The 12,346-nt window shown below is 39.7% G+C and carries 11 protein-coding genes; 3 read left to right on the top strand and 8 right to left on the bottom strand.

What is annotated here, in order from left to right; translation table 11 throughout:
• Positions 1-70 precede the first annotated feature (70 nt).
• From F981_RS08175 to F981_RS08160, 4 genes are all read right to left on the bottom strand, one after another.
• A complete protein-coding gene (locus F981_RS08175) occupies positions 71-2,293 on the bottom strand; it encodes a TonB-dependent siderophore receptor (protein WP_004720399.1) in 2,223 nt (740 codons plus the stop codon).
• A 159-nt stretch (positions 2,294-2,452) separates the two neighbouring features.
• Complete coding sequence (locus tag F981_RS08170) at positions 2,453-2,791, bottom strand: DUF6616 family protein (protein WP_004720398.1); 339 nt, start codon at positions 2,789-2,791, stop codon at positions 2,453-2,455.
• A gap of 68 nt (positions 2,792-2,859) precedes the next feature.
• Positions 2,860-3,351: a MarR family winged helix-turn-helix transcriptional regulator gene (locus F981_RS08165; protein ID WP_004720395.1), complete on the bottom strand. Its 492-nt coding sequence runs from the start codon at positions 3,349-3,351 to the stop codon at positions 2,860-2,862.
• Positions 3,352-3,776: 425 nt separating this feature from the next.
• Positions 3,777-4,385: a TetR/AcrR family transcriptional regulator gene (locus F981_RS08160; protein WP_004720394.1), complete on the bottom strand. Its 609-nt coding sequence runs from the start codon at positions 4,383-4,385 to the stop codon at positions 3,777-3,779.
• A gap of 179 nt (positions 4,386-4,564) precedes the next feature.
• On the opposite strand from F981_RS08160, the gene F981_RS08155 reads away from it, so the two are divergent.
• From F981_RS08155 to F981_RS08145, 3 genes are read left to right on the top strand one after another with little or no spacing between them, the layout of a single operon-like run.
• Positions 4,565-5,617: a sugar phosphate isomerase/epimerase family protein gene (locus tag F981_RS08155; RefSeq protein WP_004720392.1), complete on the top strand. Its 1,053-nt coding sequence runs from the start codon at positions 4,565-4,567 to the stop codon at positions 5,615-5,617.
• A gap of 21 nt (positions 5,618-5,638) precedes the next feature.
• Complete coding sequence (locus tag F981_RS08150) at positions 5,639-6,511, top strand: alpha/beta fold hydrolase (protein WP_004720390.1); 873 nt, start codon at positions 5,639-5,641, stop codon at positions 6,509-6,511.
• Position 6,512: 1 nt separating this feature from the next.
• Positions 6,513-7,424 carry an alpha/beta hydrolase gene (locus tag F981_RS08145; RefSeq protein WP_004720388.1) on the top strand — a complete coding sequence of 304 codons (912 nt, stop codon included), beginning with the start codon at positions 6,513-6,515 and terminating at the stop codon, positions 7,422-7,424.
• Between the two features lie 108 nt (positions 7,425-7,532).
• Here the strand turns inward: F981_RS08145 and F981_RS08140 are convergent, their stop codons facing one another.
• The 4 genes from F981_RS08140 to F981_RS08125 form a co-directional block, all read right to left on the bottom strand.
• The gene (locus F981_RS08140; RefSeq protein WP_004720386.1) at positions 7,533-8,558 is read right to left on the bottom strand and encodes an enoyl-CoA hydratase/isomerase family protein; all 1,026 of its coding nucleotides are present in this window, start codon (positions 8,556-8,558) and stop codon (positions 7,533-7,535) included.
• A gap of 15 nt (positions 8,559-8,573) precedes the next feature.
• Complete coding sequence (locus tag F981_RS08135) at positions 8,574-9,347, bottom strand: enoyl-CoA hydratase (protein WP_004720384.1); 774 nt, start codon at positions 9,345-9,347, stop codon at positions 8,574-8,576.
• Positions 9,348-9,402: 55 nt separating this feature from the next.
• The gene (locus F981_RS08130) at positions 9,403-10,530 is read right to left on the bottom strand and encodes an acyl-CoA dehydrogenase family protein (protein ID WP_004720381.1); all 1,128 of its coding nucleotides are present in this window, start codon (positions 10,528-10,530) and stop codon (positions 9,403-9,405) included.
• A gap of 73 nt (positions 10,531-10,603) precedes the next feature.
• Positions 10,604-12,256 carry an AMP-binding protein gene (locus tag F981_RS08125; protein ID WP_004720380.1) on the bottom strand — a complete coding sequence of 551 codons (1,653 nt, stop codon included), beginning with the start codon at positions 12,254-12,256 and terminating at the stop codon, positions 10,604-10,606.
• Between the last annotated feature and the right edge of the window lie 90 nt (positions 12,257-12,346).

The raw sequence follows: 12,346 nt of genomic DNA, 5'->3' as shown, positions 1-12,346 counted from the left end.
TTATCTAACCGTCAAATATTAACTTAGTCTACATCTCAATTTAAATTACCAATAGGCTCAGCAAGTTACTTTAAAAACCCACAGTCCACGAGAGTTGTGCTGTACGTGGTGCGCCAAGAAATAAATAGTCATCGCCTAAGAAACTCCCCGCATCTCGCCAGTATTTTTTATTAAACACGTTATCAACATTAAATCGAAGTGTATTGTCATAACCATAAGCACGGAAGTTATAAGCTGTACCTACATCAAACACGCTATAGCCTGATACTTTTACTGTACCCGTTTTATTGGCATATTTACTGCTGCTGTACTGCATGCCAGCCAATAAACGTAAGCCATCTACTTGTGGTACTCGATAAGACAGATGACTGGCAAAACGGACACTAGGTACATTTTGAGTTTGATGACCTTGATAATCAGCCACTTGTATTTCTTTTAAACGTGAACGAGTTAAAGCTAAAGAAGAAGCCATATCTAGATTTTGCCCTAAGCGTCCCTGTAAGCCCAATTCTAAGCCAAGGTTATGTTGCTTACCATCCGTGACAAAGTAATTGTCTGCGTTGGTGTATTGATTGTCTTGGGTTAAATCAAACAATGCTGCGGTAAACAGTAATGTTTGCCACTGCTGCTTAATCCCCAATTCATACTGAGTTGAGTTTATCGGTGCTAAAGTTTTGAAAGCATTCCCTTCAATACCTTGATCAGGAATACCAGTAGCAAACCAAGGGGCTTGTCCACCATCACTTAAACCTTTGGCATAAGATGCATAGAGATGGGTGTGTTCCCAAGGTTGATACATCAACGCAAACTGTGGCAAGAAACGATTAAAATTGGTCTCTCGGATGTTGTTTGCATCCACATCATAGGCATTTTCATTTAAATGCATCAGTTTACCGCCCAACAAAACTGACCATTCAGTGTTAAAGTCAATTTGGTCAAGTAAGTTCAAAGCAGTTTGTTGACTGTCTAATGATTTATAACGTTTACCTAATGTTTTCTCAGTTGGTATATAGCTTATAGGATCATTATAAATATTTCCTGTAGATTCAGAATCCTTAACTATAGGCTCGTTGATCGCATTATATTGTGTATGACGTTTGCTTATATGTGACAGTTCTAAACTTAGCTTATGTTGCCAAGCCCCTGTGCTAAACTTTCCGTTTAGGGCTGCTTTAAATTGATTGGTCAAATAACTGTCATCAGGGTTACGGAAATCATAAATATCATAGTTACCATTTTGGTCAAAGGTATTACCTAAACCCGTTTTTTGACAAATACTGCTACCACAACCCCACGGAAATGCTGAATAATCATCAATCACGACACGGCTTTGTGAAGCAGACAGATTTGTTGTCCAGTTGTCATTCACTTGGTAAATATATTTTAAGCTAGCATTTAGACTTTCATTGGTCACTGGTTTACTCCAGCTTTGATAACCAAGTAAACGATCCCATTTGACGCCAGTCGGTACAGTTGTACCATCCAGTAATTGATAACCTGCGACTGAGCGCTGACGTTGACGCTGCGATTCAATATCAAATTCTAATTTTGAGCGATCTGAAATCTTCCAGTCTAACGCCAAAGCGCCAAACAAACGCTGCCCATCTGCATGCTCAACATAAGGATGAATTTCCTCTTTGGCCAGATTCAGTCGATAACCAAACTGCTGCTCTTCTCCCAACCAGCCACCCAAGTCAGTTGCGACACGATTGCCACCATGACTATCTACTTCAACGGTAATAGCACGAATGTCTTCTGGACGTTTAGTGACATAATTGATGACACCACCAGGTGTTGACATCCCACTTTGAATCGCACTCATACCCTTTAGAATTTCAACTTGTGCTTTGTTTTCAAGTGCCACGTTTTGCTCGCCACGCAACAAATGACCATTGAGCAAATAACTTGATCCAAGATTTAACCCAAAACCACGCATAATAAAGTTTGGATAATAACCAATGGGCGCATAACCATCGCCGATTGCTGCATCATTTTTAACAACATCCGTCAGGGTTTTTGCATGTTGGTCAGCGATACGTTCCGCGGTGACTGTACTGATAGATGCAGGGATCTCAGCAAGATTTTGCTGAGTAAATCCTGATAAATTTACCTTGGGTTGATAATAAGCAGTTGGTGTTGTTTCTTCTGTTTGAACGCTTACTTTAATCGTTTTAAGTTGCTGTGTATCTTTTTCAGTATCAGCATGTGCCAATGCTGAACTTAGCCCTAGACATGAAAATGAACCAACTGCCAATAATGCTTTTTGTAAACGAGAAAATGGATACGTTTTCACAGTAATTGTCTAACCCCAAAAGATAATCTTACAGCCTAAATTTATGCGCATGAGTATTCACAATTTTTTCTCATTGAACAAGCATTTCTATAAGATATTTAAGCTTTAAAGAAGACTTTGATATGACCTTGAAAATAAATAAGCATCTTAGAAGAAAAATTAAAACTTTGCTAAAGCATCAAGGTGTTGCTGGAAATCACCTTCCGCCCCTGCAGCATTTACATGATCGAAGTAGTCATACCAACCACTTGCTTGAATACCTGTTAATAATGCATCCCGTGCCTGTTGATTTGGAAAGCGCCAAATCCCCATAAAGCGATGATGACTACTTTGATCAACGGCAGTATCAATCTCAGTGAGTGTTAAAAGCTCAACACCCAGATTAGACAGGCCTCCCATAGCCGCGCCAACATCAGCCAAATATTGTTGACGCTCTTGTACAGGTAAAGTTTGCCAAACTGCATTGGGTGTATAGAGTTCAATTAGATAGTGATTCATGATTTTTCCTTGATTTAATTCAACGTTTTATATGGATAATTTAAAAAGATTTTTATACAGATATTTTATCAGCGCTTATCAACAAGATTTTTCGCCACTTTCTCAAGTAAGTCTGTTAATTGCTCACGCTCAGCTTGGGTTAAACCAGCAAACAGGCTGGCAATCCAGCGACTATGCTGATCAAACACAGTTTTTGCGACTTGTTTACCCTTTGCCGTCAGTCGAATACATAACGCGCGACGATCTTCTGGATCTGCATGACGTTCTACCAATTGTTCACGTTCTAAGCCGTCCAGTAGTCCAGTGACTGTGGCACGGGTAATTCCCGCTTGTTCAGCTAAAGTTTTAGGCGCTACAGCATCATTAGCTGCATCAAGGAGAAATAAAAGCACAAATCTCCCTTCAGATAAGCCATAAGGCGCAAGCTGTGCGGTACAGTCTCGATCAATACTTGAAGCGAGTGAAAGCGTTTGAAAACAGAGTCGCAAATTTTCAATATCTGCCATTTTACGGCGTTGCGCTTCATGCAAAAGCGCGGTGTATTTCTGTTCTAGATTCATTTAGTATTTAACCATATAATATGGTAGCTAACTATATATTGAATATTTTAGCTGTGTCAAGATAGATTCTTTACCAGAAAAAGCAGTGCTTAAATTGATCGATTTTAATTAGACTAAAACAGATTTTTTCAGATTGAATTTTTATGTTTAATTTATCTTGTGTTAAATCGATAAAATATTTCTTAGTGTTATTTTGAATAGGATAAAACCTAGCTCATAAAGTTTTATAATTTATTGAAATATATATTTAAAATTTAATTTATTTGTAAATTAAACCCTATTCAATATTGCCCTTTCAACGTGATGAGAAGTCCATTTATTCGCCGTAAAGCAATGTTTAAAACTTAACAAAATAAGTCGCAATCATACAATGTATATTCCAAGTCAATATTCATCACTTATACATTTTTATTGCTGATCTATGCTTAAGCTTTTGAAGATGAAACCAGATATTGATCTAAATTTTTAAGGGAAAAATCAATGATTTGCAAAAGCATTTGTTCTGAATAACCATCTCTGGCTTGAACGGATAATCCATGTAGCACTAGTCCGTAATATTGCCCTAATATTTCAGGGTCAGCATGTTCTAATAATTGTCCCTCTGCTTTCGCCTGTTTAAAGCGCTTAACCAGACTTTGACCACGTTCAATACGTTGTTGCTTCATCCAGTCTAAAAGACCTTGATTTTCCTGACTTAATACACTTGCAGATGATACAACCATACAGCCATATGAATGATTATTCTGGGTATAAAGTTTGATTGCATCTTGAAATAATTGGCTGATCGCATCCTTAATATTTGCTTGTTGTAAAGCGTAGATCGCAAAGCCGCCTTCATTTTCTTCGTAGTGTATAACAGATTCTCGAAACAACGCCTCTTTCGAGCCAAAGGCTTTATAAATACGCGCGGAAGCAATACCTAAGACCTCGACTAAATCTGACATCGAAGTCCCTTCATAGCCATGTTGCCAGAAAAAATCACGCGCTTGAATTAGTGCTTTTTCCCTATCAAATTCTCTTGGTCTACCAGCCATAACGACGCTTCAATCCGATTTAGTGTTTTTTATTATCATTCGAAAAAATAAATTTCGCAAATAAATCAATAGGATTTGTTGGAGAGGCTGCCCTTTTTTAGATTCTTTTTTAAAAACTTGTTGTTTTTATTCAAAAGAAAGCCTATTGTTTGTCGATCGACAACTAATTGAGTTTAGCTATGCAAACCATCAAAGGTCCAAGTATTCATCTCGCACAATTCAGTGATGATATTTTCCCATTTAATAATTTAGAGAGCATTGCTGCATGGGTTTCCGATAAAGGCTTTAAGGCTGTACAACTGCCAGCATGGGACAAGCGTTTATTTGATGTTAATTTAGCAGCCACAAGCCAAGATTATTGCGATGAAATACAAGGAGTTTTACAGAATAATGGTTTAGAAATTAGTGAGTTAACGACGCATATTTTTGGCCAACTTATGGCTGTGCATCCAGCTTATGATGCTTTATGTGATGCTTTTGCACCTTCACATTTACATGGAAATTCAGTAGCTAGAACTCAATGGGCTGAACAACAAATGTTGGCTTCTGTGCAAGCATCTGCCCGTTTAGGTTTACAAGATATGGGAACTTTTTCAGGTTCACTGGCATGGCCTTATATCTTTCCTTTTCCTCAACGCCCCGCTGGACTTATTGAAACCGCTTTTGATGAACTTGCACGTCGTTGGATGCCGATCCTCAATGCCTGTGATGAACATAATGTCAATCTGTGCTACGAAATTCATCCTGGTGAAGACTTACATGATGGTATTTCCTTTGAAATGTTCTTAGAACGGACACACCACCATCCACGTTGTCAGATTCTTTTTGACCCGAGTCATTTTATCTTGCAACAACTGAACTATTTGGAATACATCGATATCTATAAAGATTTTATTCGAATGTTTCATGTTAAAGATGCGGAGTTTAACCCGACAGGTCGCCAAGGGATGTATGGGGGCTATCAAAATTGGGGAGATCGTGCAGGTCGATTCCGTTCTACTGGAGATGGTCAAGTTGATTTTAAAGCAATTTTCTCAAAATTGGCACATAACGACTATCAGGGCTGGGCAACTTTGGAATGGGAATGTTGTTTAAAAAATAAAGAGAATGGCGCAAGTGAAGGTGCTGAGTTTATTCAACAACATATTATTCATGTTACTGATAAAACCTTTGATGATTTTGCCGCAGCGCCTGTCAATCAATTGCAAATAAATAAACTTTTGGGTATCTAAGGCAGAGATTGAGCATTTACTATGACAACACATGAAAATTTAGTCGATCAATTTCAGCATCATTACATCCATATAGACAGTAAAAAACTTCATTATGTCTCTACAGGCCGTGGTCCTGTCGTATTACTTATCCCCGGTTGGCCACAAACATGGTACGCATGGCGAAATGTAATGAGCGTATTGGCGGACAATGGTTATCAGGCAATTGCTGTGGATCCACCGGGAACAGGATATTCTGTTCCGCTGAATGGAAGTTATGATACGGGGCGAATTGCGACAATTTTATCCAGCTTAATGTCAAAACTTGGACATGATACTTATTCAGTGATTGGTCACGATATCGGGATGTGGGTTGCTTATGCACTTGCAGCTGATTTTCCCCAATCTGTTACTTCTCTGGCTGTGACTGAAGCCGTTATTCCCGGATTGGCAACGCCACCGCCTATTTTTGTTTCACCTGATGAAAATATTTTTCTATGGCATTTCATGTTTAATCAAGTGATGGACTTACCTGAAGCTTTGGTCAGTGGACGTGAAGAAACTTATCTTAATTATATTTTTGATAAGTGGTCGTGGCACAGAGATAAAGTCGCCGCTGAAACGTATATTGAGGCTTATAAAGTATCGGGACGTTTAACGGCAGGTTTTAATTACTATCGTTCAATCCCCGAAACCATTCGTCAAAATAAAATCCGCGCAACTAAAAATCTAGAAATGCCTGTATTGGCGATTGGTGCAGAACAGGCAACCAATGATGCACCTTATGAAACCATGAAAAAAGTTGCACCGCATTTAACCAGTGCAATTGTCAAAGATTGTGGTCATTTTATTATGGAGGAACAACCCGAAGCGTTTTGTTCCCTGATTTTAGAATTTCTACAACAGGAGCAATAAGATGTCTTTAGACCATCAAATTGCAGACTGGCTTAACGCTAGACCTGTTGCAACAGCTGCAAATACACTTTGTGAATTAAGAGCGCAGGTAAATCAGGACATCATACAACAGCAAGGTATTGAGCAAGATTCCAGCTATCAAACCAGTTTTTGGATTACAACTTCTGATCAAGCTCAAATCCAAGTTCGGGTATATACGCCCTATGCTTTGGTACAGCTACAAAGCAACCCAGCTTTAGTATTTGCCCACGGTGGTGGATGGTGTTTGGGGAGTTTAGATGCATGGGATCGTTCATGCCGCTTACTGGCAGAATCAACACAGCATGTTATCTTTTCAGTGGATTATCGCCTAGCGCCTGAATTCAAATTTCCAGTACCGCTGACAGATTTTTTTACAGCACTTCGTTATATTCAAGAACATGCTTTAAGTTTAGGGCTTGATCAAAATCGTATTGCTGTGGGTGGTGATAGTGCGGGAGCTAACCTTGCAGCGGCTGCATGCTTACTCGCTAAAGCGCATCCAGAAATCCAGATTAGTCAACAACTGCTGTTTTATCCAGCCTTAGATGCCACGATGCAGGGTAAATCCTATGAAACTTATGCGGATGGTTATGGTTTGACGACTGCAACAATGGCGCATTGTTGGGATCAATATTTAAATAGTGATTCTGACAAAACCAATGAGCTGGTGAGTCCTCTACTGGCACAATCATTACAAGGCTTACCTGAGGCAACAATTTTTGTCTGTGAATATGATCCACTGCGTCATGATGGCGAACAATATGCTGAAAGATTGAGAGAGGCTGGAGTCTCGGTGAAATTTCATTTTCTAGCAGGAATGATTCATGGTGCAATCCATATGACTGCAATCACAGAGAAAGCCAACGCTATATACGATAAGATTGATTTATAGGTGCTTTTGATCATCGTGAAAAAAGGAAATCGAATGATTTCCTTTTTTGTTGCCTTTAAAAGTATCTGAATGTTTATAAAAACAGAACTGATATACGCATTAAAAATACTAACCTAATTCAGCCAATATTTTATCTAGTGTTGCATTCTGTTGCTGCCATTTTGGCTGTTTATCTTTGTCGACTATTAAAGCGCGAACACCTTCAAGAATATCACCATGTTCAAACCAGATATCCTGTAAATTTCGTTCCAGCTGCATACATTGTTGTAATGACAATCCCCGTCCCAAGTATTGCAGTCTTAAACTGGTCTTTTTTGCCACCCAAGAACGTTGTTGCAAGGTGTTTAAGACTTTGCTTGCCCAGGCTTGATGCTGTTGGTCTTTTTCATTTTCAAGACTTTTTTCAATATCTTGCAAATTTTCAAAGCCAAAATGCTTACGAATGTTCTCAACCGATGCACTCAGTTCACTTTCTACAGGGCGGGTAATAAATTTAGAAATTATCTGTTCAATATGGTCTTTGCTTAAATTGCTTGATTGGCTCAGCGCATCAAGTAAGGCATTTAACTGTTGGCTAGGAACATGATAATCAATCAAATCTAAATATAAGGCATCACTGCTACTGATTTGGTTACCTGTGGTTGCCAGATAGACCCCAATATCATCTAAACGTGACAAGAAGTGCGTTGCTGCAACATCAGGAAAGAAACCAATCGCCGTTTCAGGCATGGCAAAACGTGATTTTTCACTACTGACAATAATATGACAGGCCTGTGCCAGACCAAAACCGCCACCTAAGACATAGCCATCTAACAATACCACAACCGGTTTTTTAGACGCGCGAATGCTATTCAACATGTCATATTCAGCAATAAAATAGCCTTTATGTCCATCTGTACCATTTTGATAACAATCGTAAAGATAACGAATATCACCACCTGCACAAAATGCTTTTGGGCTATTAGATTTGATCAGTATCGCTTGAATGCCAGCATCATTTTGCCAAGTTTCAACTTGTGTACGGATACCATTGATCATATCCAGAGTCAGTGCATTCAGGCTGGACACTCGATCTAAGCTAATCACACCCAGAGCTGCGTTCTGTTCGATGATTAAATGATTTTCAGTATTCATCCCATCTTCATCCTGTTATTGATTTTTAAAGTTGGCTTGGCGTTTATCAACAAAGGCTTGCATGCCTTCTTTTTGATCCAAAGTAGCAAAAATTGAATGAAAGGTTCGTCGTTCAAAACGTAAACCTTCCGCCAAACTCACTTCAAAGGCACGATTAATTGATTCTTTGATCATCATTGTCGCCACCAATGATTTTTCAGCAATTTTTTCAGCAGCACTTAAAGTCTGGGTTAAAAGCTCTTCAGGGCTAAACACACGGGCAACTAAACCACTCAGTTCTGCCTCAATTGCCCCCATTTGTCGAGCGGTTAAACACATTTCCATCGCTTTGGCTTTACCTATGGCAAGGGTTAAACGCTGCGTCCCCCCAATGCCTGGAATCACGCCTAAAGTGACTTCAGGTAAGCCAAATTTGGCATTATCCGCACAGTAAATAAAATCACACATCAGTGCCAACTCACAACCACCACCCAAGGCATAACCACTGACAGCTGCGATTAAAGGTTTACGGCGTTGCGCAATTCGATCGGCAAGATTAAAAAAATCATCAAAATAAATATTGGGAAAGTTTAATCTCGCCATTTCTTTAATATCAGCACCAGCGGCAAAGGCTTTTTCTGAACCAGTCAGCACCATACAACCAATATCCTGATCCTTTTCTAAGTCATCTAAAGCTAAATTTACTTCTTGGATTAATTTTGAATTTAATGCGTTTAAAGCCTTTGGGCGATTGAGTGTAATTAAACCTACACCTTTATGTTTTTCCAGTAAAATCGTTTCAAATTGCATATTCATTTCCTTATCTGTTTTATCCCATCATCTGATACACAGCGATTAACTCTATTTATAAACTTCGCGCAATCACTAAACGCTGGATGTCACTGGTACCTTCATAGATTTGACAAATACGTGCATCACGATAAATCCGTTCAATTGGAAAATCTTTTAAATAACCATAACCACCAAAGATTTGTAGTGCAGCAGAACAGACACGCTCTGCCATCTCTGAGGAAAATAATTTTGCCATTGAGGCTTCATTGAGACAGGGCTTGCCTGCTTCTTTCAATCGTGCGGCATGATGGACCAATTGACGAGCTGCTTCGATTTCTGTTGCCATATTGGCCAAACGAAAAGCGATTGCCTGATGTTCAAAAATCGGTTTTCCAAAAGTAATCCGTTCTTTGGCATATTTGCTGGCTTCTTCTAAGGCAGCACGTGCCAAACCCACCGCTTGCGCAGCAATACCAATACGACCGCCTTCCAGATTAGACAGTGCTATTTTAAGCCCTTCACCTTCTTGACCTAACATTAAGCTTTTGTGTACACGCACATCAGTCAATGCAATTTGACAGGTATCTGAAGCATGCAATCCCAGTTTTTCTTCAGTCCGAATCACTTCATAGCCCGCAGTTTCGCGTGGCACAATAAAGGCACTGATACCTTTTTTACCAGCACTTGGATCGGTCACTGCAAATACAATAATTACACCCGCATTATTTCCTGAAGTAATAAATTGTTTTGCACCGTTAATAATCCAATCCTCACCATCTTTGACAGCTCGGGTTTTCAGTGCTGCTGCATCAGAACCAGTATGCGGTTCGGTCAATGCGAAAGCACCTATCATTTCACCTTGTGCCAAAGGCATTAAATATTTTTGTTTTTGCTCTTCACTACCAAATTTAGCAATCGGAACACAACCAACTGAATTATGCACACTCATAATGGTAGAGGTTGCGCCATCGGCCACCGCAATTTCTTCAAGTGCAAGGACATAGGCTAAGTTTCCAGTATCTGAACCACCCCATTGCTCTGAAATCAGCATCCCCATAAATCCCAATTGCCCCATTTGTGACAAGGTCTCTTTGGGGAAAATGCTGTGTTTATCCCATTCCGCTGCATTTGGTTTAATTTGTTCTTGGGCGAAACTTTTCGCCATGTCCTGAATCAATAATTGTTCTTCAGTAAATTGCATTTCATATTCCTTAGCATCATTTAACATCCTACATTCGGCAAGTTTAGCTTGTGTAGGATGATCCTTACTGGCTTTATACACTTAATTGTTGTTTAGCAATTTCTTGATTTCGTAGTAAAAAGCGTTGAATCTTGCCACTTGGGGTCTTGGGTAGTTCAGTAACAAATTCAACTTGTCTTGGATAAGCATGGGCAGACAGACGTTTTTTGACAAATTGCCCAAGTTGTTCAGCCAATTCCTCAGATGGTGTTTTATTTTCTGCCAAAATCACAAAAGCTTTAACGATTTCTGTTCGCTCTGGATCGGGGACTCCAACAACAGCAGCTTCAATCACTGCCTCATGTTCAAGTAATGCACTTTCTACATCAAAAGGTCCAATACGATATCCAGAGGTGGTAATCACATCATCACTACGTCCAACAAAGCTCATACTCCCATCTGTATGTAATTCAGCAGTATCACCGGTCAAATAATAATTTTTGATAAATGGTGATTTACGACTTTCTTTATAACCACCAAACCACATCATTGGTGATTGACTGATATCTACCGCTAAAATTCCAGCGGTATCGGCAGGCAACTCATTGCCTTGATCATCTACCACAGCAACACGATAACCTGGGCTGGCAAAACCAGCAGCGCCTGCACGGACGTCGTGGCTTAAACCATGATGATTGCAAACCACCATGCCCACCTCTGTCTGTCCATAATGATCAAAAATAGGCGCATCAAGCACTTGTTTAAACCAACGAAAAACTTCAGGATTTAAAGGTTCACCAGCACTACTCACAACCCGGAATTTACCTTTTAGTTGTGCCATTTGAGTGGGATCCGCGGCCATCATCATCCGATATGCTGTAGGTGCACCTGCCAAATTATTAATTTTATAATCATCAATAATTTGACACAAACTGTCTATGCTAAAACCACCTTCATAAAACAAAGTGGCATGGCCTAACAATAATGGTCCTGTGATACCGTAATATAAACCGTACGCCCAACCTGGATCAGCAATATTCCAAAATGCATCATCTGCGCGTAAGCCGATCGCATCTTTCATATAGTTGCCAAAAGCAATTAAGGCTTTGAGTGGAACTTCCAAAGGTTTTGCAGGCCCCGTGGTGCCTGAGGTAAACATCAGTAAAAATGGATCTTGAATGCTTTGCATGACCAAATCACATTGCTCAGCATGTTGATTGAGTTCTTTCCAAAAATCTAAATCGCCTTGTTGTACAGCATGACCCTGTTGATCAGCGACAGTCATAATTTGTGGACACTGTGCAACTTCATCCAGTTTGCTACGATTGCCGATATCGGTCACAACCAATTTGCTTTTTGCCAGCTGAACTCGATGTTCAATCGCCTTTGGGCCAAATGCAGTAAATAGCGGTTGATAAACTGCACCAATTCGCCAAGCAGCAAGAATCACCACCAATAATTCGGGAGTTCTTGGTAATAAACCCGAAATACGATCACCAGCTTGAATACCCTGTGACTTTAAAAAATTGGCAAACTGACTCGACCATTTTTTCAGTTGAGCAAAGGTATATTGCTCTTTACGGCCATCTTTACCTTGCCAATATAGGGCAACTTTTTCGCGATCTGCTTCCGCATGTCGGTCACAGCATTCATAACAGGCATTCAGTTGATCGACTGAACCTGAGAGCATTTCTTGAACCGCACCATCTAAATTAAATGTTTTAGCAACATCCTGATAATTCATCATATTATATACTCCGGCCTGGATTTATTGTTATTCATGACACGAGTGAATCTATTGGTTTTTCACCACCCATTGGTGGTGAAATTGACTATG

This window comes from Acinetobacter guillouiae CIP 63.46 (genome assembly GCF_000368145.1).
Lineage (GTDB): Bacteria > Pseudomonadota > Gammaproteobacteria > Pseudomonadales > Moraxellaceae > Acinetobacter > Acinetobacter guillouiae.
This window is presented reverse-complemented; position numbering and strand designations above follow the sequence as displayed.

Excerpts from the sequence above, each read along its gene's own strand:
- F981_RS08170 (WP_004720398.1), bottom strand. The coding sequence starts at position 2,791 with ATGAATCACTATCTAATTGAACTCTATACACCCAATGCAGTTTGGCAA.
- F981_RS08140 (WP_004720386.1), bottom strand. The coding sequence starts at position 8,558 with ATGAATACTGAAAATCATTTAATCATCGAACAGAACGCAGCTCTGGGT.
- F981_RS08135 (WP_004720384.1), bottom strand. The coding sequence starts at position 9,347 with ATGCAATTTGAAACGATTTTACTGGAAAAACATAAAGGTGTAGGTTTA.
- F981_RS08165 (WP_004720395.1), bottom strand. The coding sequence starts at position 3,351 with ATGAATCTAGAACAGAAATACACCGCGCTTTTGCATGAAGCGCAACGC.
- F981_RS08145 (WP_004720388.1), top strand. The coding sequence starts at position 6,513 with ATGTCTTTAGACCATCAAATTGCAGACTGGCTTAACGCTAGACCTGTT.
- F981_RS08155 (WP_004720392.1), top strand. The coding sequence starts at position 4,565 with ATGCAAACCATCAAAGGTCCAAGTATTCATCTCGCACAATTCAGTGAT.
- F981_RS08130 (WP_004720381.1), bottom strand. The coding sequence starts at position 10,530 with ATGCAATTTACTGAAGAACAATTATTGATTCAGGACATGGCGAAAAGT.
- F981_RS08125 (WP_004720380.1), bottom strand. The coding sequence starts at position 12,256 with ATGATGAATTATCAGGATGTTGCTAAAACATTTAATTTAGATGGTGCG.
- F981_RS08150 (WP_004720390.1), top strand. The coding sequence starts at position 5,639 with ATGACAACACATGAAAATTTAGTCGATCAATTTCAGCATCATTACATC.
- F981_RS08160 (WP_004720394.1), bottom strand. The coding sequence starts at position 4,385 with ATGGCTGGTAGACCAAGAGAATTTGATAGGGAAAAAGCACTAATTCAA.